We start from the raw sequence: 25,647 nt of genomic DNA, 5'->3' as shown, positions 1-25,647 counted from the left end.
TCAGTCCTTTCCGGCGATGTGCCGGGCGGCCAGGTAGCCGAACGTCATCGCCGGACCGATCGTGCCACCCGGTCCCGGATAGGTGTGACCCATCACCGGCGCGCTGACGTTTCCGGCGGCATACAGGCCCGGGATGACGCTGCCGTCGTCGCGCAATGCACGGCCGTGCACGTCGGTGCGGATGCCGCCCTTGGTGCCGAGGTCGCCCGGGACCATCTTGGCCGCGTAGTACGGCGGGTGGCTGATCTCGCCGAGGTTGGGATTGGGCTTGTTGGTCGGGTCGCCGTAGTAGCGGTCGTAGGCGCTTTCCCCCCGGTGATAGTCCTCGTCGACTCCGGACCGCGCGAACCCGTTGAACCGTTCGACCGTCGCCTTCAAGGCGTCGGCCGGCAACCCCGCCTTCTGTGCCAACTCGTCGAGGGTATCGGCAGTCACAATGACACCCGACTCGAGCCACTTCTTCGGGATGCGTTGTCCGGGTTGCAGTCCGGCGAAAATGTAGCGGTCGCGGTAGCGCTGGTCGAACACCAGCCAAGCGGGCACGTTCTCACCGGGGCCGGGCCCTTGCCCGTACTCGCCGCCGTACATGTGGTGGCATGCCTCGACATACGGCATCGACTCGTTCATGAACCGCTTACCGGCCATGTTGACGATGATCGAGCCCGGTGAATTGCGTTCGGACAACGCGAACCACGGCGCACCGACGAGCGGCACCGTCGGCCCCCACCAGGCGTCTTCCATCAATTCCAGTGCCGCACCGAGCTTTTCGGCCGCCAGGATGCCGTCGCCAGTGTTCGCCTTCGCACCCACGGTCCACTCGGTGGAAATCGGTGCGCGCTGGTATTTGACACGCATCTGTTCGTTGTGCTCGAAGCCGCCGCAGCCGAGGATCACCCCGCGGCGCGCCCGAATGAGTTGCGGATCTGCGCTTTCGGGGGCGGTAGTGTCGCGGACATACACGCCGCGCACCACACCGTCCTCGACGTACAACTCGGTCAGCGCCGTGTTGAGCAGTACGGGCACACCGGCGTCGCGCAGCCCGATCCGCAGGGGCGCAATGAGCGCGCGGCCCATTCCCACCAGGTTCTTGCCCGTCGCTTTCGCCCACATGGTCCGGGCGCCGACCTTCAAACTGCGCAGCACACCGCCCGGGTGGCGCTTCAACAGATTGAGCCGCACGTAATCCTGTTGCATCACAACAACATTCATCGGCACTTTGCCGTATGGTGGCTCTAGATAAGGCTCGTCAGGACCCAGCTTGCGCGCGTCGAACGGCTTCGGCTCGATCGAGCGCCCGCCGGGGCGCCCACCGGGAGCCTCCGGGTAGTAGTCCGAATAGCCAGGGACCCAGCACATCTTCAACGGCGTGTGCTTCAGCACGAACGACAACATCTCCGGCGCTCGGTCCAGGTATGCGTCGATGCGTTCGGGCTCGACGACGTCGCCGATGATCGTGTGCAGATAGGTGCGCGCGGCCTCCGGTGTGTCGGTGACACCGTCTCGTTTGAGCACCTCGTTGTTGGGGATCCACACGCCCCCGCCGGATCGAGCGGTCGAGCCGCCGAAGTGTGGCGCCTTCTCGATCACCACGGCCGACAAGCCCTCGTGGGCGGCGGTGAGCGCGGCTACCATGCCGGCAGCACCGCTTCCCACGACGACGACGTCGTACTCCTGAACAGTCATACTAGAACACGTTATAGAATTGGCCCGGCCGGGCGCCACCGACCCCGCCGATCGACCAGAGGGGCGACCAGAAGATGCTCAGCGTTCAACGGCGCGACGAACTGGCTGCCGACCTGGCCGAAGCCGAGCGCAGCCGGGTGCCGATCGCCCCGCTGACAGACCGAAACCCCACGATAGACGTGGTAGACGCGTATGAGATCCAGCTGATCAACATCCGCCAGCGCGTCGCTGAAGGGGCGCGAGTGGTCGGCCACAAGGTGGGCCTGTCGAGCAAAGCGATGCAACAGATGATGGGGGTCGACGAACCCGACTACGGGCATTTGCTTGACGAGATGGAGGTCTTCGAGGACAAGCCGGTCGAGACCAGCCGGTACCTGCACCCGCGGGTCGAGGTGGAAGTCGGATTCATCCTCGGCGCAGACCTGCCCGGCGCGGGCTGCACCGAAGACGACGTACTGGCCGCCACCGAAGCGTTCGCGCCGGCGATCGAGTTGATCGACACCCGCATCACCGACTGGAAGATCAAGCTGTGCGACACGATCGCCGACAACGCGTCATCGGCGGGGTTCGTGCTCGGCAAGGAGCGCGTGAAGCCGAGCGACGTCGACATCAAGAGCATCGACGCGGTGCTCACCCGCAACGGCGAAGTGGTGGCCAAGGGCCGCAGCGACGCCGTGCTGGGCAATCCGGTGACCGCGGTCGCGTGGCTGGCCCGCAAGGTGGAGAGTTTCGGTGTGCGACTGCGCAAGGGCGACATCGTCCTGCCGGGCTCGTGCACCCGCGCGATCGACGCCCGGCCCGGCGACCATTTCGTCGCCGAGTTCGACGGACTCGGGTCCGTGCGGTTGAGTTTCGAATAGAGGAGCATTGCACTATGCCGTCCAAAGCAAGCGTCGCGATCGTCGGCTCCGGCAACATCAGCACCGATCTGATGTACAAGCTGCTGCGCTCCGAATGGCTCGAACCACGCTGGATGGTGGGCATCGACCCGGACAGCGAAGGCCTCAAGCGCGCGCGTGACCTGGGTTTGCAGACCACCCATGAGGGGGTGGACTGGCTGTTGGCCCAAGACGAGAAACCAGATCTGCTGTTCGAGGCAACCTCGGCCTACGTGCACAAGGCGGCCGCCCCCAAGTACGCCGAAGCGGGTATCCGCGCGATCGACTTGACGCCGGCTGCGGTCGGCCCGGCGGTGATCCCGCCGGCGAACCTTCGCGAGCATCTCGATGCGCCCAACGTCAACATGATCACCTGCGGGGGACAGGCGACGATTCCGATCGTCTACGCGGTGTCTCGTGCGGTTACCGAACAAGGTGGAGCTGTGCCGTACGCCGAGATCGTCGCGTCGGTCGCGTCGAAGTCCGCCGGGCCGGGGACGCGCGCGAACATCGACGAGTTCACCAAGACCACCAAGCGTGGTGTCGAGGTGATCGGCGGCGCGCAGCGCGGCAAGGCGATCATCATCCTCAACCCGGCCGAGCCGCCAATGATCATGCGCGACACAATCTTCTGCGCGATTCCCGACGATGCGGACACCGACGCGATCGCCCAGTCGATTCACGACGTGGTCGCCGAGGTGCAGACCTATGTACCCGGTTACCGGCTGCTCAACGAGCCGCAGTTCGACCCGCCGTCGCTGAACTCCGGCGGTCAAGCGCTGGTCACCACCTTCATCGAAGTGGAAGGCGCGGGGGATTACTTGCCGCCGTACGCCGGAAACCTCGACATCATGACCGCGGCGGCCACGAAGGTGGGCGAGGAGATCGCCAAGGAACTACTGTCCGCTCCAGCAGGAGGTCAGGCATGACCACCGACATCTTCTTCAACGAGATCTGGGACGTCCGAATCACGGACACGTCGCTGCGCGACGGCAGCCACCACAAGCGCCACCAGTTCACCAAGGACGAGGTGCACGCGATCGTCGCGGCGCTGGACGCCGCCGGCGTGCCCGTCATCGAAGTCACCCACGGTGACGGACTCGGCGGCTCGTCGTTCAACTACGGGTTTTCCAAGACGCCCGAACAGGAATTGATCAAGCTGGCCGCCGAGACGGCCAAGGACGCCAAGATCGCGTTTCTGATGCTTCCGGGCGTGGGCACCAAGGAAGACATCATCGAGGCGCAGGACAACGGCGGGTCGATCTGCCGCATCGCCACGCATTGCACCGAGGCCGACGTGTCGATCCAGCACTTCGGGCTGGCCCGCGAGCGAGGCCTGGAGACGGTCGGCTTTTTGATGATGGCGCATACGATCCCGCCGGAGGCGCTGGCCAAGCAGGCCCGCATCATGGCCGACGCGGGCTGCCAATGTGTGTACGTCGTCGACTCCGCGGGCGCGCTGGTCCTCGAGGGAGTGCGCGACCGGGTTGCCGCGCTGGTCGCCGAACTGGGCGACGACGCACAGGTGGGCTTTCATGGCCACGAGAACCTCGGCTTGGGCGTGGCGAATTCGGTGGAGGCGGTGCGGGCCGGTGCCAAGCAGATCGACGGCAGCTGCCGCCGATTCGGCGCCGGGGCCGGCAACGCGCCCGTCGAGGCGCTGATCGGGGTGTTCGACAAGATCGGCGTCAAGACCGGTATCGACTTCTTCGAGATCGCCGACGCCGCCGAAGACGTCGTGCGTCCGGCCATGCCCGCCGAATGCCTGCTCGACCGCAACGCCTTGATCATGGGCTACTCGGGGGTGTACTCGAGCTTCCTCAAGCATGCGATCCGCCAGGCCGAGCGCTACGGGGTGCCCGCGCACCAGCTGCTGCACCGGGCCGGGCAGCGCAAACTCATTGGTGGACAAGAAGATCAGTTGATCGACATCGCCCTGGAAATCAAGCGCGAGCAGGCTGTCTAGTCCCTCCGCGAGCGCGCGTGTCTGTACGCCGACACACCGAGACCGGCCGTACCGCAGCGCACCTTCGCGCCTAGTGACCGTGCGGTCCGTCAGCGGCGCGCGGACCCGGTCAAGGGGCGCGGGTTCGCGGGTTCGAGCAAACAGATCACCGTGCTCGGCGCGGGCCCTGCCGTCGGCGCGAACGTCGTGCGGTCCTGATTGGAGTCCACCAGGTAGGTGATCGCAAACCCGCCGACATCGGTTGACTGCCCGGTGTAGGCTCTGAACTCGTTGCGGCACTTAGGGTTTGCCACTTCGGGCACGGCCGCGTCGACCGTCAGCGGTCCGCGAAAGTACACCTCTGCCTGATGTGGTGTGGCACAGTCGACCACTGTCACAGTGACGACGCTCGGGTCGTTCGGCGGCGGATCGGCAAGACAGTCGCCGACGTCGAGGTCAATCCACTTCTTGGACTGCGCCTTTGGCGGAGTGACCACCGTCGACGTGGGCGACGTGGGCGACGTGGGCGACGTGGGCGACGTGGGCGACGTGGGCGACCTGGTCGGGCTGGGCGGCGTCGTGGCGGGTGTCTCGGCGGAGTGTGCGCACGCGGTCAGCACGACGCCCACCGTGATCAGAGTGATCAGGCTGGGTGAACGTCGAAAGGCAGACATCGTGGACACGGACGCAGGGTAACGCCGGGCGATCGCCCGTCGGTATAGCAGCCCGATCGGCGCTCAGAAGGGTTTGACTCCGCCGAGTTGAGCCGTCAGCGCGTCGGCGGCATCGACCAGTCCGCGCGCCCGCTCGGTGATCTCTGTGTCGGTGAGTGCCCGGCCGATGTGCAGGGAGGCAACCATGGCTTGGCGCCGGTGGTGGTCGAACACTGGGGCGGAGATCACGCTGATCTCGTGGCGCTGCCGTCGGCCAGAGTTCTCACTGCGCAAGTAAACCCGCTCACCGATATCGGACACGATCTCGCCGAGCAGCGCGCGCAGTTCGTCGGGCAGGCTGTTCGACACCCCGGCCATCAGCGCATACAGCCGCTGACCGCTGGGCGTCAGGCGCTCGACCAGGTAGCCGTCCGAGCGGCATTCGGCGATCACCCGCTGCAGCCGTTCGGTGTCGGTGCGCAGCGGAATGGTCGGTTCCTTGGCCAGCCAGTCGTGGACGGCTTCGTCGTCCCAGAGCACGAACATCAACCCCACGGGCGGCGCGAACGGATAGCTCTGCCCCACTTCGACGCCCACCCCCGCGCCCGGCGGGCTCACCAGCTCCAGCAGCGTGATCCGGTCGTCGACCACCGCCGACAATGCTGCCGTCGTCCCGAATCGTCTTGACAGGCGGCGCAATTCGTCACGGGCGGCAGGGCTGACCCGCATCGCCTCTTGTGCGCGGTGGCCGAGAGTGATCAGCGCCGGGCCCAGCCGGTATGTCTTGTCGCGTTCGTCTCTGATCAAGTAGCCGGCCTCTGTCAACGTCGCGACCATGCCGAGGCACGTGGGCTTGCTCAGCTGTACCCGCCGGGCTAGTTCCGAGACGCCGAATCGGTCCTGCGGATGGCGCGACAAGAAGTCGAGCATGCGCACCACCCGTTCGGTCGGCGGTGACGCCCGCCGTGTCGCTCCGGGATCATGGTCCATATATGGACCGTACTGGACCAATATGTTGACGCGAAGTTGGAACACGTTCTAGTCTCAGGCCGGTGTACACCGACCCGTTGACCGAAGCGATCGCCGAGGCGGAGAAGCTCGTCGCGGCCGCGCCTCACATCGAGACAGAAGCCGACCTCCTCGAAGGTCTGCAATATCTCGCGCAAGGAATCGCCGCGTGCACGCACGTGTCGTTCCACTACGACCGTGATCACCCGTTCTTCCTCAGCGGCACAGGGCCGTTCACGAAGATGGGCCTGGACAACCCGGACACGCTGTATTTCGGGACGCGTGTGCAGGCCGGTCACCAGTACGTCGTGTCCGGGGTGCGCGGCACGACCACTGATCTGAGTTTCCAGCTGCTCGGCGGTGAATACACCGACGAAGGGGTGCCGGTCAGCGAGGCGGCGTTCGACGACCGCGAGCTCGACATCGCCCCCGACGGCAGCTTCGAGTGGCGGTTCACCCCGAAGGCGCCCGCTCAGCTCGTGGTGCGCGAGGTGTACGGCGACTGGTCGCAGCGGCGCGGCACGATCGCGATCAAGCGTGTCGACACCGCGGGCACCGCGCCGCCGCCGCTGACCCGCGAGACGATCGAAAAGCGCTATGCCACAGCAGGCAAGCAGCTGGTGAACCGAATCAAGACGTGGCTGCAGTTCCCGCAATGGTTTTACCTCAAACTGCCCGTCAACACCCTGACACCACCGCGGCTTACGCCCGGTGGTTTGGCCACCCAGTATTCGTCTGTGGGCCACTTCGACTTGACGCCGGACCAGGCCCTGCTGATCACGATCCCGGTGTCCGACGCGCCCTACCTCGGATTCCAGCTGGGCAGCATGTGGTACATCTCGCTGGACTACATCAACCACCAGACGTCACTGAATGCTACTCAGGCGCAAAAGGATCCGGACGGAAAGATCCGGATCGTCGTCGCCGACCGCAATCCCGGTGTCACCAATTGGGTGGAGACCCTCGGGCACCGCAGAGGCTTTCTGCAGTTCCGATGGCAGCGGGTGTCGCGGGAGCTCACCGAGGCCGACGGGCCCTCTGCCGAAGTGGTGAACGTCGACGACGTGCCGGCGGCATTGCCGTACTACGAACACAACAAGATTTCCGACGAAGACTGGCGCGCGCGCATTGCCGAGCGGCAACACGCAATCGCCACGAGAATGCTGGGGTGAGGCATGCCTGAAGGCTTGCTAGCGGGAAAGGTTGTATGCATCAGCGGCGTCGGTCCGGCGCTGGGCACGACGCTGGCCCGGCGATGCGCGGAGAACGGCGCAGACCTGGTCTTGGCGGCGCGCACCGCGCAGCGGCTCGACAATGTCGCCAAACAAATCAGCGACACCGGCCGCCGCGCCGTGGCCGTCGCCACCGACATCACCGACGACGACCAGGTCAAGAACCTCGTCGACGCGTCACTGGCGGCGTACGGGCGGGTCGACGTGCTGATCAACAACGCGTTTCGGGTGCCCTCGATGAAGCCCTTGGCCGACACCACGTTTCAGCACATCCGCGATGCGATCGAGCTGACTGTGCTGGGCGCACTGCGATTGATCCAGGGCTTCACGCCCACTCTTGCGGAAGCCAACGGCTCGGTGGTGAATGTCAACTCGATGGTGATCCGCCACTCCCAGGCGAAGTACGGCGCCTACAAGATGGCCAAGTCGGCGCTGCTGGCGATGTCGCAGTCGCTGGCGACCGAGCTCGGCGAAAACGGCATCCGAGTGAATTCTGTTGTGCCAGGCTATATTTGGGGTGAGACGTTGAAAGCGTACTTCACCCACCAGGCCGGAAAGTACGGCACCACGGTGGACCAGATCTACGCCGCGACGGCAGCGAACTCGGATCTCAAACGCCTGCCCACCGAGGACGAAGTCACTTCGGCCATCATCTTTTTCGCCAGCGACCTGTCGAGTGGTATCACCGGGCAGACGCTCGATGTGAATTGCGGGGAGTACAAGGCGTGAGCGACCGCACGGACGTCGGCACGGTCGACGATCTGCTGGAATCTGCGTCGCGGCTGGTCGGTCTGGACGACTTCGGTCCCGACGACGACAACTACCTGGAAGGCCTCGCCGTCATCCTCGACTCGTATCGGCGCGAGGCCGGCCTGACACCGTTCGGCAGCAAGATCTGCCGCGTGTATCTGCGTGGCGCGCTTGCCGCGAGGCTGCTGGCCCAGGCAGGTTGGAAACAGTACCCGCACTACGTCGACGTGCCCGTCGAGCGGCCGATCTTCGTCACCGGACTGCCACGCACCGGCACCACCGCACTGCATCGGCTGTTGAGTGCCGACCCCTCGCACCAAGGCATTCAGATGTGGCTGGCTGAATATCCGCAGCCCCGGCCGCCGCGCGAAACGTGGGACAGCAATCCGGTGTTCCAGCGGCTCAACGCGCAGTTCGAACAGCACCACGTCGAGAATCCGGAGTTCATGGGCCTGCACTTCATGAGCGCCGACGAGGTCGAGGAATGCTGGCAGCTGCTGCGGCAGTCGCTGCACGCGGTCGCCTACGAGACGCTCGCGCACTTGCCGACGTATGCGCAGTGGCTGGCGAAGGAGGACTGGACACCGGCGTACCGGCGCTACCGCAAGAATCTGCAATTGATCGGGCTCAACGACGTCGGCAAGCGCTGGGTGCTGAAGAACCCCAGCCATTTACATGCGCTCGACGCGCTGATGGCCACATTCCCGGATGCGCTTGTGGTGCAATGCCATCGACCGGCGGAGACGCTGATGGCATCGATGTGCTCGCTGGCCGAGCACGCCACCGAGGGCTGGTCGACGACGTTCGTCGGCGCCACCATCGGCGCCGACTCCCTGGACACCTGGGCGCGTGGTCTCGAGCGGTTCAACGCGGTGCGGGCCCAACATGATCCGGCACAGTTCTACGACGTCGACTACAAGGACTTCGTCACCGACCCGATCGGCACCGTCGAGGCCATCTACCAATACTTCGGAATCGAGCTCAGCGACGCAGCGCTGGCGGCGATGCAGCACATGCACGCCGAGAGTCAGAAGGGGCCGCGCGCACCGAAACACACGTATTCCCTCGAGGATTACGGGCTGACCGCCGAGCAGGTCAAGGCCCGGTTCGAGGGCCTGACCTAGCCGTCGCCCGGCGGCGGGGCGGTGGGGACCCGCGGCAGCACCCCTTCGGCGATCGCGTGCTCGATGCTGTCCGCCAGCCTCGGGCAGGTCCGGGCGCGCTGCGGCATCCCGCCTGACTCGCGCACTTCGGTGAAGTAAGCGCATCGCTGTGTGGCAGCCGAATCCCATTGCACCGCGGTGTGTCCGGGGCCCAGCTTCTTGACCTGCACGGAGACGTGGCAGAACCGGCAATCCACCGGCTGCAGGCCCCACGTCAGATAACGTTCGCGGTCGCGCTGCGTCGCCTCTCGTAACTGCGCGGCCCGGTGCGGGTCGACGACCGGCTGCGGGCGGGGCCCGCCACCGCCGCCGGACGGGTGCGGATGGTCGTCGTCGTGCGCGCCGTGCACCAGCAGCATCGAGCGAGCGAGCTCGTCGACGTCCGGGGGACGTTGCGCGTCGTCACTCACGTCGAACTCTGCTCCGCCTTCTGCGTCTCCCGGCGCCGCAGGTTTTCCTCGACTTCCTTCTGCCAGTACTCGTTTGCCTTGGTGGTGTCCACCTCGATCTCGAAGCGGTCCGTCATCTCCGGGGTGACGTCGGCGACGTCGACGTAGAACTGCTGATACCAGCGGCGCAGCTGATAGACCGCACCGTCCTCTTCGACCAGCAGTGGGTTGTCGATGCGCGTCTTGTTCTTCCAGATCTCGACGTCCTGCAGGAAGCCCTTGCTGACCCCGACCGTCATTGCCTCGGCGAGTTTTTCGGTCACGTCCTCGCCCATGCCCTTGGGTTTCTGGACGATCACGCCCCACTGGAGCATGAACGATTCCTGGGTCACCGGATAGTGGCAGTTGATCAGAATCGACTCCGCCTTGTAGCCGCCGTAGTTGTTGTGCAGCCAGTTGATCATGAACGACGGGCCGAAATACGAAGCCTCCGAATCCAGATGGGATTCCGTATAGGCGGAACCGCCGAGGTCTACGTCAGGGCGGCCGACGTTGTGCAGATACTGCGACGCGATGTGGCCTTCGAACACATTCTTGAAGTACGTCGGCAGCCCGAAATGGATGTAGAAAAAGTGCGCCATGTCGGTGACGTTGTCGATGATGTCGCGGCAGTTCGACGGAATCAGTTCGCGGTTCCACCGCCAATCCGTCCACTCGTCGCTGGCCCACTCTGGAATCTCGGGGATCCGCACTTCGGGCTGCGGTGGGTTGCCCTCGTGGTCGTGCCAGACGAACAGCAGGCCGCTGCGAATGTCGGTATGCCACGACCGGGTGCGGGCCAGCCGCGGGGTGCGCTTGGCGTATGGCACCAGCTTGCACTTGCCGTCTCCGCCCCAGCGCCAGTCGTGGAACGGGCACGCGATCTCGTCGCCCTTGATGGTGCCCTGGGTCAGGTCACCGCCCATGTGTCGACAGTACCCGTCGAGCACATGCAAGTCCCCGTGCGAGTCTGCGAAAACCACCAGCTTGGTGCCAAACGCCTCGATCGCGTGCGGCTGCCCGTCGGTGAATTCCTTGACCGGGCCAAGGCAGTGCCAGCCCCGCGCATACCTGTCCGGCAGGGTGCCCGAGTCGATTTCGCGGTAACCCGCGGCTTCGGTAGTCACGTCGGCGCCTCCAGTCGTGTTCTCTAACTAGAACACGTTACAGTTTTGCCGGATGCAGATGCAATAAGCGCAGGCCGGCGATGCTCCATATATGACCGAGGGTCCTCTTCGGGTTCGACGGCGCGCCGACCGGCAAGCGCCCGAGCGTTACGGGGCCCGCTACCGCAGCGAACTCACGTTACCGAGTAGCAATCAGGGCGTGCAGCTGGCGGGGCCTCCGCCGGTGCTCACGCAGCAGCGGCCGTTGATGCAGCAGGTGGTGGCGCTGTCATTCGTGCTGGTGTTGTTGCCCACACTGGAGACCTGACTCGGAGTCACATTGTTGGGTCCGGTCTGGATCGAGATGTTGTTGCCGCTGTTGACGTTCACGCCCGGGCCGGTGTAGCCGGGGCCGAACAGGCTGGTCAAGTCAGGCATCCACGGAATGCCGCTCAGGGCGGTGCCGAGCGCACTGGTGCAGGCATCCTCGACGGCCGGCTGCGCGGCGGCGAATCCAGCCGACACGCCACTTCCCACAGTCACCGCGGTGACCATCCCTGCAAACAGAAGCCAACGTCCATGCCGTCCAGATGCCATGATTTCGTCCCCCTGCGGTCGTCGTGCTAGCAAACAGCATGCGCCGCACTAGGGCGCGCTGGCAAGACCCGTCAGCAAAATGATTACGGAACAAATGATGCGTCGCTGAACGCGATGGCAAATCAAGCGCCACAGGTGACGGGGCGATGCGGCAAACCGGCGCGCTAGACCTTGCGGGCGGTCTTGGCGGCCCGGTCCATCTCCCAGTACGCGCGCAGTGCGACGAGCTTGCCGTCGTCGTCGGCCTTGTATGTGAAGACGCCGTCGGCGGTGATCTGGTGACCACCCATCGTGATCACGATGAATCCGACGTTGGCCTCCTCGTTGCCGCACTGGAACGTGTCGACGAAATTGAACTCGATGCGATCCGTGGGAGCGATTGCTTTGTCCCAGAACGCCGCGATGGCTTCCTTGCCCCGGTGTCCCTTGCCTTCAGGGTCGAACGCGGACGGACCGATGGGATCTTCGACGATCGCGTCGTCGGCGAATACGTCCAGCCACGCCTGCTTGTCTCGGGCCGCCACCGCATCTCGTGAGCGCTGGCCGGCGATGTGGGCCTGGTTCACGCGTTCTGCCACCCCGAGTGGATGTAGGTGTCGGCGAACCGTTTCATCGAATCCTGCTTGGCCGACAGCGGCGCGTCGAAGCCCAGCCCCTCGAAAACCCATGGAATGACGATGTTGTCTGTGACGCCGATTTCGGCGAGTTCGCGGTGTCCGTCGACACCGAATTTGTCGATGCAGACAACCTGGATCTCGAATGGCGTGTCGGCGCGGCCGTACTCCTGGCGGTATGCGTGGAGTTTGCCGACGGTTTCGGCGATCTGCTCGGCAGTCATCATCGCGCTGGTCCAGCCGTCACCGACGCGGGCCGCCCGCCTCAGCGCGACGTCGGTGTGGCCGCCGATGTAGAACGGCACCGGCTGCGTGGGCGCGGGGCTCATCTGCAGTCGGCCGAAGTCGAAGAACTCGCCGTGGAATTCCACCATCCCGCCGCCGAGCACCAGCTTGATCACGTCGATCATCTCGTCGACGCGTGCGCCCCGCCTGCGGTACGGAACCCCGCACCACTCGAATTCTTCGGGGGCCCAGCCGATCCCGACACCGAATCCGAAGCGGTTGTTGGTCAGGTTGGCCACCGAGCCGACCTGGCGGGCCAGCAGCAGCGGCTGGCGCGAGCCCAGCTTCATCACGTTGGTGTAGAACCGCAGCGTCGACGTCACCGCACCCATCGCGGCCGCCGCGATCAGCGGGTCCACCCACGGGGTGTTCTCGTCCCACATCCGCGAGCCGTCAGCCGTGTACGGGTAGTCCGCCGACTGCTTTTCCATGTAGAACAGCGAGTCGGGCAGCGCGATGGAGTCGAAGCCGACTTCCTCGGCGGTTCTCGCGATGTCGAGCAACTCGTCGATGGGACCCATCGCGATGCTGCAGGTGTACTTCATCCGGCTCATGCCGCGGCCGTCTCGGCGGCCGGCTTGTCGCTGCCCACCACCCACATCGAGTAGTACTGAGAACCACCGCCATATGCGTGGCCGAGCGCCTTACGGGCGCCGGGCACTTGATGCGCCTCGCCCTTGCCCATCACCTGTATTGCGGCCTCCGCGAACCGGATCAGACCAGAAGCGCCGATCGGGTTCGACGACAGCACGCCGCCGGACGGGTTGACCGGCAGCCGACCGCCGATCGCGGTTTCGCCTGCCTCGGTCAGCTTCCAGCCTTCTCCTTCAGGGGCGAAGCCCAGGTTCTCCAGCCACATCGGCTCGAACCACGAGAACGGCACATAGATCTCGGCCACGTCGATCTCGTCGATCGGGCTCTTGATGCCGGCGGCTTTCCACAGCGCTGCGGCCGCGTCACGGCCCGCCTGCGGGTTGACCTGGTCGCGCCCGGAGTAGGCCAGCGGTTCGGTACGCAGGGCTGTCGCGTGAATCCAGGCGACCGGATGACCCTCGGCCACCCGCGCATCTGAAATCTCCTCGTTGCCGATCACCAACGCGCACGCGCCGTCCGACGACGGGCAGGTCTCGTCGAATCGGATGGGATCCCAGAGCATCTGGGAGCTGAGCACCTTCTCGATCGTGATGTCGGACTGCTGCAGGTGTGCCAGCGGATTCTTGGCGCCGTTCAGCCTGTCCTTGACCGCCACCATCGCGCCGATGTGCGTGGGTGCCCCGGATCGCCGGATGTAGGCGCGCACGTGCGGCGCGAAGTAGCCGCCCGCGCCGGCACCGACCGGCTTGGTGAACGGCACCGGAATGCTCAACGCCCACATCGCATTCGACTCAGACTGCTTCTCCCAGGCCATCGCCAGCACGCGGCGGTACTTCCCCGACTGCACCAGGCTGGCCGCCACCACACCGGTGGACCCGCCGACCGAGCCTGCAGTGTGTACGCGGATCAACGGCTTGTTCGTGGCGCCGACCGCGTCGGCCATGAACAGTTCGGGCATCATGACGCCCTCGAAGAAGTCCGGCGCCTTGCCCACGACCACGGCGTCGATGTCGTCGAACGTCGAACCCGAGTCGGCGAGCGCCCTGTCGATCGCCTCGCGCACCATGCCGTTCATCGACACGTCCTGACGCTTGGCGACGTACTTGGTCTGCCCGGTGCCCAGCACCGCGGCCAGTTGTCCGGCCACTAGTTCTTTCCCTCCAGTACCGCGACCAGATTCTGTTGCAGCGCAGGGCCGCTCGTGGCATGCGCCAGCACCCGCTGCGCCGAGCGATTCCAAATGTGTTGCGCGGCAAAGCCGATACGCTCCAGACCTGCGGAGAACATCGGGTTGGCCGCCAGCGTCCCGCCCGACGGGTTGATTGTCGTCGACGACGGCAGCCCGATCGCCTCCACCAGGATCAGGTGCTGATGGGTGAACGGCGCGTAGATCTCGGCCACGTCGATGGCGCCGGCGTCGCCGCCGGTCGCCGCCTGAGCCGCGGCCGCCGTCGACGGAGACGTGGTCAGGTCGCGAGCACCGAGCACCGGGGTCTCGATGCGGTGCTCGAATCCGGTTATCCACGCGGGGTTTTCGCGGAGCTCGCGGGCGCGGTCCCCGGCGGCCAGCACGATCGCCGATGCCCCGTCGGTGATCGGGGCGATGTCGTGGCGACGCAGCGGGTCAGCGAAGAACGGCCGCGCGAGCAACTCGTCGATCGACTTGGCCGGCTTCTCCGAATCCGTGCGCTGGGCCACCGCGAACGACTCGAGCGCCACCTGCGCCATCGCTTCTTGGGTCCACTTGCCGGCGTCGAGGCCCAGCCGCGCCTGCAGTCCCGCGATCGACACCGAGTCGGGCCACAGCGGAGCGACGGTGTAGGGATCGGTCTGCAGCGCCAGCACTCGGCGCAAGGTGCCGGCCGACGACTTGCCGAACCCGTACACCAGCGCGGTGTCGACCTCGCCGGTGAGCAGCTTGATGTAGGCCTCGTAGAGGGCCCATGCCGCGTCCATCTCCACGTGCGACTCGTTGATCGGCGGCACCGCGCCGATCGAGTCGATTGCCGAGATGAACGAAAAAGCCCGTCCAGCAAGGTAATCCGAAGAGCCGGAGCACCAAAATCCGATGTCGCCCTTGGTGATGCCCAGGTCGTCGTAGAGCTGGTGGAAACACGGCATCAGCATTTCGACGCCGTTGGTGGTGCCGTCGGTGCGGCGCACGTGCGGGGCGTGCGCGAATCCGACGACCGCAATGTCGCGTTCAGTCACGGGCGGTCCTTCTAGAGGTGGTGCTTGTAGGTGTCGTAGTCGGCGTCGGGCTCGCCGGTGGGCCGGAAGTGGTCGATGTTGTCGATGCCGAAATCCCACTCCTCGCGGGGTTTCCACACGGCCTCGACACGCATGCCCATCCGGACCTCCGACGCGTCGATCTCGGTGACCAGGTGCAAAAACGGAATGTCGGCGCCGTCGAGCAGCACGTACGCCGCGACGTACGGCGGCTTGATCCGCTGTCCGGCGAACGGGATGTTGATGACGGCGAATGTGGTCACCGTGCCCTTGTCCGGCAGTTCGACGAACTCGTCGAGCGGCTCCCCGGTGGCCGGATCGGCTTCGCGCGCGGGGAAATACACCTTGCCGTTCTTGCCGGACCGCGCGCCGAGCAGCTTGCCCTCTCGCAGCGCACGCAGATACGCGCTTTCCGGATGCGACGCGCTGTGCTGGACCTCGATGCTGGACGGGATCACGACGGTCTTCACCGGGTCCCGGTCGTCGGTGGTCTGCCCGCCGGGTTCGGCTTCTTCGCCCAGTGCGAAGTACGCGATGTCGGTGATCGCGCCCACCGGCTCGTCGACCCAGTGCGCATGCACTCGAGTGCCGGTGCTGATCGCGTCTGGTGTCTGCGCGTCGACCGCATGCACCAGCGGGACGTCGGCGCCGTCGAGCTTGATCAGCGCCCACGCGAAGGGTCGTTGCAGCGGTTGTCCCTCCAGCGGCTGCGGCTGCCACGTCCACGACACCACGGTGCCGACGCTTTGCACCGGTACGATCTCGCGCAGCGGCTCGTACGTGATGGGGTCGTACTCGGCCGGCGGCACGTACACGCGCCCGTCGGATCCGCGGACCCCCACGATGCGCCGCTCGCGCAGTGCGGTGAAGAACTGGCCAAGGACCGGCCCGACCGAACGGGTGTAGTCAAAGGCCAGTTTCAAAGGCGCCGAAAGGGGCGGTTGGGATGTGTCAATCGAGGCCGGACTACTTTGGCTGACAGTCACGCCAACGAGTAGAACAGGTTCTAAGAACTGTCGCAAGAAGCGGTGGCGGCCAAGAGAGGTGAGTCATGAAGCTCGGCTTGCAATTGGGGTACTGGGGTGCTCAGCCGCCGACGAACGCCCCCGAACTGATCGCGGCGGCGGAGGAGGCTGGGTTCGACGCCATCTTCACCGCCGAAGCGTGGGGTTCCGACGCCTACACGCCACTGGCCTGGTGGGGGTCGTCGACGCAGCGGCTTCGGCTGGGTACCTCGGTGGTGCAGCTGTCCGCGCGCACGCCAACGGCCTGCGCGATGGCCGCACTGACGCTGGACCACCTGTCCGGCGGCCGGCACATCCTCGGGCTCGGCGTGTCCGGGCCGCAGGTGGTCGAGGGCTGGTACGGGCAGAAGTTCCCCAAGCCGCTGGCCCGCACCCGCGAGTACATCGACATCGTGCGCCAAGTCTGGGCTCGCGAAGCTCCCGTGACCAGCGACGGCCCCCACTACCCGCTGCCGCTGCGGGGAGAGGGCACCACCGGACTCGGCAAGGCGCTCAAGCCGATCACCCATCCGCTGCGCGCCGACATCCCGATATTTTTGGGAGCCGAAGGACCGAAGAACATTGCGCTTGCCGCGGAAGTCTGCGACGGCTGGCTGCCGATCTTCTACACCCCGCGGCTAGCGGACATGTACAACGAGTGGCTCGACGAAGGGTTCGCCCGACCGGGCGCGCGTCGCACCCGCGACACCTTCGAGGTGTGCGCCACCGCGAACATCGTGATCACCGACGACCGCGCGGCAACGTTCGAGGCGATGAAGCCCTTCCTCGCCCTGTACATGGGTGGCATGGGTGCAGAGGACACCAACTTCCACGCCGACGTCTACCGCCGCATGGGCTATGGCGAGGTGGTGGACGAGGTCACCAAGCTGTTCCGCGCCAACCGCAAGGACGAAGCCGCCAAGATCATCCCCGACGAGGTGGTCGACGACGCCGCGATCGTCGGCGACGTTGACTACGTGCGTAAGCAGGTTGCCGTCTGGGAAGCCGCGGGGGTCACGATGATGGTGGTGACCGCGCGCAGTGCCGACGAGATCAAGCGCCTCGCCGAGTTGATCTAGCTATTGCTTGTCGGTGATTTAGAACACGTTCTACAGTGAGCGCCATGTCCGATGCTCTTCGCCCGAGTGGCTCATCGCGGGCAGCCTCCCGGCACACGATCGCCGGCCAAGTGCTCACCATGCCAGTCGAGATCCGCAAAGCGCAGCAGCACATGGCGATGTTCTTCGTGGACGCCGACGCCGCGCAACGGCTCATCGACTACAGCGGCCTTAAGGTCTGCCGGGTGCTGCCCGGCCGCGCTGTGGTGATCCTGATGCTGATGCATTACATCGACGGCGACCTGGGCCAGTACTACGAGTTCGGCACCAACGTGATGGTCAACCCACCCGGCTCGACGGCGAGCGGTCCCCGTGCCCTGCAGTCCGCCGGTGCCTTCATCCATCACCTTCCCGTCGACCAGGAGTTCACGCTCGAGGCGGGCACCACCATCTGGGGCTATCCAAAAGTGATGGGCGAGTTCACGATTCGCGAAGGCCGCCAATTCGGTTTCGACCTGAACATCGACGGGCAGTTCGTCGTCGGCATGGAGTTCCGGCGAGGCCTGCCGATTGCGCTGACTCCACGGAGCCAAGCGCAGCGCACGTACTCGTGTCGCGACGGCGTCACGCGCGAAACGGAATTCGAGATGTCGAGTACGGGTGTGCGCAATCGCGTGGGCGGCGTTCGAATGTGGCTGGGGGACCATCCCTATGCCAAGGAACTAGCATCACTGGGCTTACCGAAGCGGGCGATGCTGTCCAGTTCCGTTGAGAACGTCGAGATGTCGTTCGGTGACGCCCGGGAGGTTGTGCGGTGACGGAAGCTGTTTCTTCGGCTCCGCCGAAGGCGACCAGGCCTGACGTAGATCTCACCGACGGTGCCTTCTACGCCGGCGACTCCCGGTCGGTGTACAAGTGGATGCGGGAGCACGAGCCGGTGTTTCGCGATCGCAACGGGCTGGCCGGCGTCGCGTCCTACCAGGCGGTGATCGACGCCGAGCGTCAGCCGGAGCTGTTCTCCAATGCCGGCGGCATCAGGCCGGACCAAGAAGCGCCGCCGATGATGATCGCGATGGACGATCCCGCACATCTATTGCGCCGCAAGCTCGTCAACGCCGGCTTCACGCGAAAACGGGTACGGGACAGGGAGCCGGCCATCGCCGCGCTGTGCGACCGGCTGATCGACGCGGTCTGCGAGCGCGGCGAATGCGACTTCGTCTGGGACATCGCGGCGCCGTTGCCGATGGCGGTGATCGGCGACATGCTCGGGGTGCTGCCGGAGGAACGCGAGATGTTCCTCAAGTGGTCCGACGACATGGTGAGCTTCTTGAGCAGCACGACCGCAGAAGAAGACTTCCAGGTCTCGATGGACGCATTCGCGGCCTACACCGAATACATGACCGGCATGATCGAGGCCCGGAAAAAAGAGCCCACCGACGACCTGGTGAGTGTGCTGGTGCACGCCGAAGTGGACGGCGAGAAGCTGGCTGACCACGAGATCGTCACTGAGGTGCTGCTGCTGCTGATCGGCGGCGACGAGACCACCCGGCACACGTTGTCCGGCGGCACCGCGCAGCTGCTCCGCCACCCTGATCAGCATCAGCGGTTGGTGAACGATTTATCGCTGCTGCCCAATGCAATTGAAGAGATGCTGCGCTGGACCTCACCGGTGAAGAACATGGCGCGCACTATCACTGCAGACGTCGAGTTCCACGGCACGCAGTTGAAGCAGGGGGAAAAGGTCATCCTGCTGTTCGAGTCGGCGAACTTCGACGAGAAGGTGTTCGGTGATCCTGAGAACTTCCGAATCGACCGCTATCCCAACAACCACATGGCGTTCGGCTTCGGGACCCACTTCTGTTTGGGCAATCAGCTTGCGCGCCTTGAGCTTTCGGTGATGCAGACCAAGCTCCTGCAGCGGCTGCCGGACATGGAGCTGGCCTCTGATGATCCGCTGCCGCTGCGGCCGGCGAACTTCGTGAGCGGGCTGGAGAAGATGCCGGTGCGGTTCACGCCCACCAAGCCCGTCGGCGCCTAGCCTTTTCACCGAGCGTGAGCGCACTGCGAAATCTCGGCTGATTTCTCGCAACCAGCTCACGCTCGGCGGGCGCGAGCGTCCCTGACCCGGCGGATGATGTCCGGTGCGCAGTCCTCAACGGTGACGCGCACGTCGATCCAGCCCTGCTGGGCCAAGCCCTCGGCGCGACGGATGTCCTTGTTGGCCCGCCGCCGGTCCAGGTGATAATCGCCTTCGTAGTCCGCGCCGACCTTGATGTCCTCCCACCCCATATCCACGACGGCAATCAGCACCCCGTATTCGTCGTAAACCGGGATCTGGGTCTGGGGGCGCGGAAAGCCTGCCCGAATCAGCAAGAGCCGCAGCCATGTTTCGCGAGGGGATTCGGCGCCCGGGTCGACGAGCTCGAGCACCCTGCGCGCATTCCGAATGCCCCTTCGGCCCGCATACCGTTCAGCCAGCAACTCGACGTCGGCCATCTTCAGCTGGGTAGCACGGGCCAGCGCGTCGACGGCCGCGACTGCGTTGTCGAGCGGATACCGGCACGCAATGTCGAGTGCCGTGCGGGCCGGCGTCGTCAAGCGGATGCCGCTTTTCCACTCCACCTCGTCGTCGGCCCAGCGATCAGACCAGGTGCGTATTCCCTTCGGCGGTCTTCGGTTGTCCGACAACACCTCTGCGGGCAGATGCGCATCGACCCATTTCGCGCCGTGCAGCGCGGCAGCGGACCGGCCGGCGATCACGTCTTCCCGTCTCGACCACAGCCACGCCGCCTTGGCTCGCGAGACAGCGGTCATCTTTGTGTCGCGCGGGAGGTAGATGTCCTTGTGGACCGCGACGAACCTGCTGCGCAATTGATACGGCGTGAGGCGTCCGGATGCGACGGCCTCGCTCCCGATAAATGGCTCGTCCATGGCCGAAGTCTGCTGACAGCGACCGACACGTCGCCGAACGTGAGCCGGCTGCGAAAAATCGGCCGAGATGTCGCAGTGCGCTCACGCTCGGCGAAAGGGTGAGAGCGAAAGAGTGAGAGGGAAAGCGTGAGAGGGAAAGCGTGAGAGGAAAGGAGCTAGCGGCCCTTGAACTCCGGCTTGCGCTTCTCTTTGAAGGCGCGCGGGCCCTCTTTCGCGTCCTCGGACAAGAAGACCTGGATACCCAGCTGCGTGTCGATCTTGAACGCCTCGTTCTCGGGCATACCCTCGGTCTCGCGGATGGAGCGCAGGATCGCCTGCACTGCCAGCGGGCCGTTGTTGTTGATCGTCTCGGCGATCTCCAACGCCTTGTTCAGCGCCTGACCGTCCGGCACCACGTACCCGATCAGTCCGATCTCCTTCGCCTCGGCAGCCGTGAGGTGCCGCCCGGTCAGCAGGATGTCGGCGGCCAGCGTGTACGGGATTTGCCGCGGCAGCCGCACGGCTGAGCCACCCATCGGGTACAAGCTCCACTTCGCTTCGGACACACCGAATTTCGCGCTCTCACCGGCCACCCGGATGTCGGTGGCTTGCAGGATCTCAGTCCCACCCGCGATCGCCGGGCCTTCGACCGCCGCGATCAACGGCTTGGTCAGCCGCCGGCCCTTCAACAACGCGTCGATGCGCGACGGGTCGTAACTGCCGTCTTTGAACGACTCGCCCGGCGGGCGGGCCGTCGCCGCCTTGAGGTCCATGCCCGCGCAGAAGTAGCCACCGGCGCCGGTGAGGATGCAGGAGCGAATGTCCGGATCATTGTCGACGCGGTCCCACGCCTCGACCATTATCGAGAGCATCTCGGTGGACAGCGCGTTGCGCGCCTCCGGCCGGTTCAGCGTCACGATCAGGGTGTGTCCGCGCTGCTCAATGAGGGCGTCGGCGTCTTTGTCGGACTCGCTCACAGTCGCTCACCTTCCTGCAGACTTGTCATGAAATGTAACACGTTCTAATTTGGGCTCCGTGGCCTTGAACATCGCAGACCTTGCCGAGCACGCCATCGACGCCGTGCCTGATCGTGTCGCGCTGATCTGCGGCGACGAGCAGATCACGTACGCAGAGCTGGAGGAGAAGGCCAACCGCCTCGCGCACTACCTTCTGGATCACGGGGTCAAGAAAGACGACAAGGTCGGGCTGTACTGCCGCAACCGCATCGAGATCGTGATTGCGATGCTGGGCATCGTCAAAGCCGGCGCGATCCTGGTGAACGTCAACTTCCGCTACGTCGAAAGCGAGCTTCGCTACCTCTTCGACAACTCCGACATGGTGGCGCTGGTCCACGAACGCCAATACTCCGACCGGGTGGCCAACGTCTTGCCGGAGACTCCGAACATCAAGACCATCCTGGTGGTCGAGGACGGCAGCGACAACGACTACCAGCGCTACGGCGGCGTGGAGTTCTACGACGCGCTCTCGCAAGGCTCACCCGAGCGCGACTTCGGTGAGCGCAGCCCCGACGACATCTACCTGCTCTACACCGGTGGCACCACCGGCTTCCCCAAAGGCGTGATGTGGCGTCACGAAGACATCTACCGCGTGCTGCTGGGCGGAACCGACTTCGCGACCGGCGAGTACGTCAAGGACGAATACGACCTGTCCAAGCAAGCCGCCGCCGGGCCGCCGATGGTCCGCTTCCCGATCCCACCGATGATCCACGGTGCCACCCAGTCGGCCACCTGGATGGCGCTGTTCTCCGGCGGAACCGTCGTTCTCGCACCGGAATTCGACGCCGAAGAGGTCTGGCGGACCGTACACAAGCACAAGGTGAACCTGCTGTTCTTCACCGGCGACGCAATGGCCCGGCCGCTGCTCGACGCGCTGACCAAGGACAACGATTACGACCTGTCGTCGCTGTTCCTGCTCGCCAGCACCGCGGCGTTGTTCTCGCCGAGCATCAAAGAAAAGCTTCTGGAACTGCTGCCCAACCGGGTGATCACCGACTCCATCGGCTCCTCGGAAACCGGCTTCGGCGGCACCAGCCTGGTCGCCAAGGGCCAAGCGCACACCGGCGGACCGCGAGTCACCATCGACAAGTGGACCGTCGTGCTCGACGAGGACGGCAACGAGGTCAAGCCCGGCTCTGGAGTGCGCGGCGTACTGGCCAAGAAAGGCCACGTGCCCGTCGGCTACTACAAGGACGAGAAGAAGTCCGCTGAGACATTCCGGGTGATCAACGGTGTGCGTTACGCGATTCCCGGCGACTACGCGCAGGTCGAGGCCGACGGCACGGTGACCATGCTGGGGCGCGGATCGGTGTCGATCAACAGCGGCGGCGAGAAGATCTACCCCGAAGAGGTCGAGGCCGCGCTCAAAGGCCACCCGGACGTGTTCGACGCGCTCGTGGTCGGCGTTCCCGACGACCGGTACGGGCAGTGCGTGGCGGCCGTGGTGCAGCCGCGAGAAGGAACGCGGCCCACACTGGCCGAGCTCGACGCGTTCGTACGGTCCGAGATCGCGGGATACAAAGTGCCGCGGGCGCTTTGGTACACCGACGAGGTGAAACGCTCACCGGCCGGCAAGCCCGACTACCGCTGGGCCAAAGAGCAGACCGAGGCCCGGCCGGCCGACGAGGTGAGCACCCGACATGTCGGGGCGAAAACCTGATGCGCACCGAACTGTGCGACCGCTTCGGCATCGAATACCCGATCTTCGTCTTCACCCCGTCGGAGCGGGTAGCAGCTGCGGTGAGCAAGGCCGGTGGGCTCGGCGTGCTCGGCTGCGTGCGGTTCAACGACCCCGAGGATCTCGAAGCCGTCCTGCGGTGGATGGACGACAACACCGACGGCAAGCCCTACGGCGTGGACGTGGTGATGCCGGCGAAGGTGCCGACGGAGGGCACCGCCGTCGACATCAACAAGCTGATCCCGCAGGGCCACCGCGACTTCGTCGACAAGACGCTGGCGGACCTTGGTGTGCCACCGCTACCCGATGACGAGAAGCGCTCGGAAGGTGTTCTGGGCTGGCTGCATTCGGTGGCCCGCAGCCACGTCGAGGTGGCATTGAAGCACCCCATCTCGTTGATCGCGAACGCGCTCGGTTCCCCGCCGGTGGACGTGATCGACCAGGCGCATCGGGCCGGTGTGCCGGTTGCGGCGCTGGCCGGCAGCGCAAAGCACGCGCAACGGCACGTCGACAACGGCGTCGACATCGTCGTCGCCCAGGGCCATGAGGCCGGCGGGCACACCGGCGAGATCGGTTCGATGGTGCTGTGGCCGGAAATCGTCGACGCGCTGCAAGGCCGGGCACCGGTGCTTGCGGCCGGCGGCATCGGCACCGGCCGGCAGGTGGCGGCGGCGCTGGCACTCGGCGCTTCCGGGGTGTGGATGGGTTCGGCGTTTCTGACGTCGGCCGAGTACCACTTGGGCGCGCGCGACGAATCCGGGGTGTCGACGATCCAGCGGGCGCTCCTCAACGCCACGTCCAGTGACACGGTGCGGCGCCGCATCTACACCGGCAAGCCGGCCCGGCTGCTGAAGAGCCGCTGGACCGATGCCTGGGACGCGCCTGATGCGCCCGAGCCGCTGCCGATGCCGCTGCAGAACATCTTGGTGTCCGAGGCGCATCAGCGGATGAACGAGTCGAACGACCCCACGGTCGTCGCAATGCCGGTCGGCCAGATCGTCGGCCGGATGAACGAGATCCGCCCGGTCGCCGAGATCATCGCCGAGCTGGTCGACGGCTTCGAGGCGGCCACCCGGCGCCTCGACGAGATCGCCGGCCGGTAGCGGCTGACGACCGTCCCCCGATCAGGGGACGCCGGATTACTCCGGCGCAGGGGCCGGTCGCCTGACAGACACCTCTCTTCTGCTGCGGCACAGTAGGTACATCACCGGAACACACCGGGAGACGGACCGAAATGCCAACGCAGACAGGAGAATTCAATGACCACTCAGACCACCGCCACGTGGATGCGCCGAGTTGCTGCCTGTGCGGTGCTGGCCGCCGCCCCCGCGCTGATCGCGCTCGGCACCGCCACCGCCAGCCACGCCGAAACGCCCTCGACATCTCCGTCGTATGCACCGGCGCCAAGCCACACGACGCAATACCAGCAGGGCGAATTGCAGTCATGGCACCAGCGCCATGCCGCCGACATCCAGTCCTGGTACCGATGAGCTGACAGACCCCAAGCCCGGATGCGAAAGGCATCCGGGTTTGTCTCTCGTGTCGAGCGAACGCCGGAGCTCGCCTAGCGAGGCGACGCGGCGATCTCCGCCTGCGTGTCGCGGATGACGCAACGTGTGCCGGTGTAGACGGTGGGCATGCACTTCTGGCAGTGGATACACAAGCCCTCGGTGGTCTGACCGTCACGAAACTTGTTGACCGTATTGGGATCTCGCAGGAGTGCGCGTGCCATCGCGACGAACTCGAACCCTTCGCCGAGCGCCCTTTCGACGGTGTCGAGCCGGTTGATGCCGCCGAGCAGGATCAGCGGCATGCGCAACACCGCGCGGAACTGACGGGCTTGCGGGAAGAAGAATGCTTCCTCGAACGGATACGTCTGGAACAGACGCTGACCGATCATCCGCAATCCCGCACCGACGGCCGCGGGCTGCACAGCGATGAACTCCTCCATCGGCACGTCGCCACGAAAGTAATACATCGGGTTGAGAAGCGAGCTGCCACCGGTCAGTTGCAAGGCGTCCAAATGGCCGTCGGATTCCAGCATCACGGCGGTGGGCAGGCTGTCGGCCAGCCAGAAGCCCTTTCGCACACCGTCGTCCATGTTGAACTTCGCGGTGACGGCGACTGATCCACCGACCACCGAGCGCACGCGTTCGGCGACCCGGCGTGCCAGCTCCGCGCGCCGTCGGACGTCTCCGCCGAATTCGTCGGTCCGCTTGTTCAGATTCGGGCTGAAGAACGAGCTGAGCAGGTAGCCGTGTCCCATGTGGATTTCGATGGCGTCGAACCCAGCCTCGACCGCAGTGCGAGCCGCACTTCCGAAGTCGTCGACCACGGCTTCGAGCTGTTCGCGCGAGGCGCCTCTGACCCGCGCCATCGCTGGTGCGCTGAAACGCGTGGTGGGTGCCAGGGTTGGCGTGCGATTGGACAAGGTGTTGGCCACCAGGCCGGCGTGTCCGATTTGCGCGCACACCAGCGCGTCTTCGTGGTGAACGGCGTCCGTCAGCCGACGTAGTGCGGGCACGCATTCACGGTTCATGACGATTGTGTCGCGGTGCACCCGGCCACCCGGCGAGATCGCGCAGTAGGCCACTGTGGTCATCGCGGCGCCACCTCGGGCGACGGCGGTGTGGAAGCCGATCAGCTCGTCGGTGACCTGGCCGCGCGGCATCACCCCTTCGAAGGTGGCCGCCTTGATGAACCTGTTCTTCAAGGTCAATGGACCCAGCGTCATCGGGGTGAAGGCCGCGGATCCCGCGTTCGGGCTGCTTTTCGATACCATTGGCACCGTAATATACACGCTGCAGGCAGGGGTG

The 25,647-nt window shown here is 65.4% G+C and carries 26 protein-coding genes; 12 read left to right on the top strand and 14 right to left on the bottom strand.

The annotated features are described in order from the left end of the window. Entirely contained in the window at positions 1 to 1,683 is a 1,683-nt protein-coding gene (gene kstD / locus AC5Y4N_RS03365) for a 3-oxosteroid 1-dehydrogenase (RefSeq protein ID WP_499907086.1), read from the bottom strand. Positions 1,684 to 1,757: 74 nt separating this feature from the next. Here kstD and AC5Y4N_RS03360 point away from each other — a divergent pair, with 74 nt between their 5' ends. Genes AC5Y4N_RS03360 through dmpG form a run of 3 tightly spaced genes read left to right on the top strand, consistent with a single transcriptional unit; the run spans position 1,758 to position 4,527 of the window. After that, a complete protein-coding gene (locus AC5Y4N_RS03360) occupies positions 1,758 to 2,543 on the top strand; it encodes a 2-keto-4-pentenoate hydratase (protein WP_499907084.1) in 786 nt (261 codons plus the stop codon). Positions 2,544 to 2,557: 14 nt separating this feature from the next. Continuing rightward, the gene (locus AC5Y4N_RS03355; protein ID WP_499907082.1) at positions 2,558 to 3,490 is read left to right on the top strand and encodes an acetaldehyde dehydrogenase (acetylating); all 933 of its coding nucleotides are present in this window, start codon (positions 2,558 to 2,560) and stop codon (positions 3,488 to 3,490) included. Beyond that, positions 3,487 to 4,527 (top strand): 4-hydroxy-2-oxovalerate aldolase, encoded by a 1,041-nt coding sequence (gene dmpG / locus AC5Y4N_RS03350; RefSeq protein WP_499907080.1) that lies wholly within the window; start codon positions 3,487 to 3,489, stop codon positions 4,525 to 4,527. The genes AC5Y4N_RS03355 and dmpG overlap by 4 nt, the downstream gene beginning before the upstream one ends. A gap of 89 nt (positions 4,528 to 4,616) precedes the next feature. Here dmpG and AC5Y4N_RS03345 read toward each other — a convergent pair whose 3' ends face one another. Continuing rightward, entirely contained in the window at positions 4,617 to 5,180 is a 564-nt protein-coding gene (locus tag AC5Y4N_RS03345; protein ID WP_499907487.1) for a hypothetical protein, read from the bottom strand. Positions 5,181 to 5,243: 63 nt separating this feature from the next. Then, entirely contained in the window at positions 5,244 to 6,149 is a 906-nt protein-coding gene (locus tag AC5Y4N_RS03340; RefSeq protein ID WP_499907078.1) for an IclR family transcriptional regulator, read from the bottom strand. 62 nt (positions 6,150 to 6,211) lie between these two features. Between AC5Y4N_RS03340 and AC5Y4N_RS03335 the strand changes: the two genes are divergently transcribed. The 3 genes from AC5Y4N_RS03335 to AC5Y4N_RS03325 are packed head-to-tail and all read left to right on the top strand — an operon-like array spanning position 6,212 to position 9,273. Then, positions 6,212 to 7,339, top strand: a complete 1,128-nt coding sequence (locus AC5Y4N_RS03335) for a hypothetical protein (RefSeq protein ID WP_499907076.1) — start codon at positions 6,212 to 6,214, stop codon at positions 7,337 to 7,339. A gap of 3 nt (positions 7,340 to 7,342) precedes the next feature. Then, complete coding sequence (locus tag AC5Y4N_RS03330; protein WP_499907074.1) at positions 7,343 to 8,128, top strand: SDR family oxidoreductase; 786 nt, start codon at positions 7,343 to 7,345, stop codon at positions 8,126 to 8,128. Continuing rightward, entirely contained in the window at positions 8,125 to 9,273 is a 1,149-nt protein-coding gene (locus tag AC5Y4N_RS03325; RefSeq protein ID WP_499907072.1) for a sulfotransferase family protein, read from the top strand. The genes AC5Y4N_RS03330 and AC5Y4N_RS03325 overlap by 4 nt, the downstream gene beginning before the upstream one ends. Here AC5Y4N_RS03325 and AC5Y4N_RS03320 read toward each other — a convergent pair. From AC5Y4N_RS03320 to AC5Y4N_RS03285, 8 genes are all read right to left on the bottom strand, one after another. Further along, a complete protein-coding gene (locus tag AC5Y4N_RS03320; RefSeq protein WP_499907485.1) occupies positions 9,270 to 9,671 on the bottom strand; it encodes a hypothetical protein in 402 nt (133 codons plus the stop codon). The two genes, AC5Y4N_RS03325 and AC5Y4N_RS03320, sit on opposite strands and share 4 nt — an antisense overlap. Before the next feature lie 47 nt (positions 9,672 to 9,718). Further along, the gene (locus AC5Y4N_RS03315; RefSeq protein WP_499907070.1) at positions 9,719 to 10,867 is read right to left on the bottom strand and encodes a 3-ketosteroid-9-alpha-monooxygenase, oxygenase component; all 1,149 of its coding nucleotides are present in this window, start codon (positions 10,865 to 10,867) and stop codon (positions 9,719 to 9,721) included. Between the two features lie 192 nt (positions 10,868 to 11,059). Beyond that, entirely contained in the window at positions 11,060 to 11,389 is a 330-nt protein-coding gene (locus AC5Y4N_RS03310; RefSeq protein WP_499907068.1) for a hypothetical protein, read from the bottom strand. Between the two features lie 218 nt (positions 11,390 to 11,607). Next, the gene (locus AC5Y4N_RS03305) at positions 11,608 to 12,009 is read right to left on the bottom strand and encodes a nuclear transport factor 2 family protein (protein ID WP_499907483.1); all 402 of its coding nucleotides are present in this window, start codon (positions 12,007 to 12,009) and stop codon (positions 11,608 to 11,610) included. Beyond that, positions 12,006 to 12,887, bottom strand: coding sequence for a TIGR03619 family F420-dependent LLM class oxidoreductase (locus AC5Y4N_RS03300; protein ID WP_499907481.1), 882 nt, complete (start codon positions 12,885 to 12,887; stop codon positions 12,006 to 12,008). The genes AC5Y4N_RS03305 and AC5Y4N_RS03300 overlap by 4 nt, the downstream gene beginning before the upstream one ends. 5 nt (positions 12,888 to 12,892) lie before the next feature. Then, positions 12,893 to 14,083 (bottom strand): thiolase family protein, encoded by a 1,191-nt coding sequence (locus AC5Y4N_RS03295; RefSeq protein WP_499907066.1) that lies wholly within the window; start codon positions 14,081 to 14,083, stop codon positions 12,893 to 12,895. Beyond that, the gene (locus AC5Y4N_RS03290) at positions 14,083 to 15,147 is read right to left on the bottom strand and encodes a thiolase family protein (RefSeq protein ID WP_499907064.1); all 1,065 of its coding nucleotides are present in this window, start codon (positions 15,145 to 15,147) and stop codon (positions 14,083 to 14,085) included. Before AC5Y4N_RS03290 ends, AC5Y4N_RS03295 begins: the two co-directional genes overlap by 1 nt. A gap of 11 nt (positions 15,148 to 15,158) precedes the next feature. Further along, the gene (locus AC5Y4N_RS03285) at positions 15,159 to 16,151 is read right to left on the bottom strand and encodes a Zn-ribbon domain-containing OB-fold protein (RefSeq protein ID WP_499907062.1); all 993 of its coding nucleotides are present in this window, start codon (positions 16,149 to 16,151) and stop codon (positions 15,159 to 15,161) included. 65 nt (positions 16,152 to 16,216) lie between these two features. On the opposite strand from AC5Y4N_RS03285, the gene AC5Y4N_RS03280 reads away from it, so the two are divergent. From AC5Y4N_RS03280 to AC5Y4N_RS03270, 3 genes are read left to right on the top strand one after another with little or no spacing between them, the layout of a single operon-like run. Then, on the top strand, positions 16,217 to 17,248 hold the full coding sequence (locus AC5Y4N_RS03280) for an LLM class F420-dependent oxidoreductase (RefSeq protein ID WP_499907060.1): 1,032 nt from the start codon (positions 16,217 to 16,219) through the stop codon (positions 17,246 to 17,248). 44 nt (positions 17,249 to 17,292) lie between these two features. Next, positions 17,293 to 18,045: an acetoacetate decarboxylase family protein gene (locus tag AC5Y4N_RS03275; RefSeq protein WP_499907058.1), complete on the top strand. Its 753-nt coding sequence runs from the start codon at positions 17,293 to 17,295 to the stop codon at positions 18,043 to 18,045. Continuing rightward, positions 18,042 to 19,265: a cytochrome P450 gene (locus tag AC5Y4N_RS03270; RefSeq protein ID WP_499907056.1), complete on the top strand. Its 1,224-nt coding sequence runs from the start codon at positions 18,042 to 18,044 to the stop codon at positions 19,263 to 19,265. The genes AC5Y4N_RS03275 and AC5Y4N_RS03270 overlap by 4 nt, the downstream gene beginning before the upstream one ends. A 56-nt stretch (positions 19,266 to 19,321) precedes the next feature. Here the strand turns inward: AC5Y4N_RS03270 and AC5Y4N_RS03265 are convergent, their stop codons facing one another. Next, the gene (locus AC5Y4N_RS03265; protein WP_499907054.1) at positions 19,322 to 20,158 is read right to left on the bottom strand and encodes a type IV toxin-antitoxin system AbiEi family antitoxin; all 837 of its coding nucleotides are present in this window, start codon (positions 20,156 to 20,158) and stop codon (positions 19,322 to 19,324) included. Between the two features lie 155 nt (positions 20,159 to 20,313). Then, positions 20,314 to 21,114: a crotonase/enoyl-CoA hydratase family protein gene (locus tag AC5Y4N_RS03260; protein ID WP_499907052.1), complete on the bottom strand. Its 801-nt coding sequence runs from the start codon at positions 21,112 to 21,114 to the stop codon at positions 20,314 to 20,316. Between the two features lie 49 nt (positions 21,115 to 21,163). Between AC5Y4N_RS03260 and AC5Y4N_RS03255 the strand changes: the two genes are divergently transcribed. The 3 genes from AC5Y4N_RS03255 to AC5Y4N_RS03245 all read left to right on the top strand — a co-directional run bounded on the left by AC5Y4N_RS03255 (position 21,164) and on the right by AC5Y4N_RS03245 (position 24,321). Further along, on the top strand, positions 21,164 to 22,813 hold the full coding sequence (locus AC5Y4N_RS03255) for an acyl-CoA synthetase (RefSeq protein ID WP_499907050.1): 1,650 nt from the start codon (positions 21,164 to 21,166) through the stop codon (positions 22,811 to 22,813). Further along, positions 22,813 to 23,934, top strand: a complete 1,122-nt coding sequence (locus tag AC5Y4N_RS03250) for an NAD(P)H-dependent flavin oxidoreductase (RefSeq protein ID WP_499907048.1) — start codon at positions 22,813 to 22,815, stop codon at positions 23,932 to 23,934. Before AC5Y4N_RS03255 ends, AC5Y4N_RS03250 begins: the two co-directional genes overlap by 1 nt. 156 nt (positions 23,935 to 24,090) lie before the next feature. Beyond that, a complete protein-coding gene (locus tag AC5Y4N_RS03245) occupies positions 24,091 to 24,321 on the top strand; it encodes a hypothetical protein (protein WP_499907046.1) in 231 nt (76 codons plus the stop codon). A 74-nt stretch (positions 24,322 to 24,395) separates the two neighbouring features. Here AC5Y4N_RS03245 and AC5Y4N_RS03240 read toward each other — a convergent pair whose 3' ends face one another. Next, entirely contained in the window at positions 24,396 to 25,613 is a 1,218-nt protein-coding gene (locus AC5Y4N_RS03240) for an NADH:flavin oxidoreductase (RefSeq protein WP_499907044.1), read from the bottom strand. Between the last annotated feature and the right edge of the window lie 34 nt (positions 25,614 to 25,647).

The organism is Mycobacterium sp. NGS19 (genome assembly GCF_059813155.1).
This window is presented reverse-complemented; position numbering and strand designations above follow the sequence as displayed.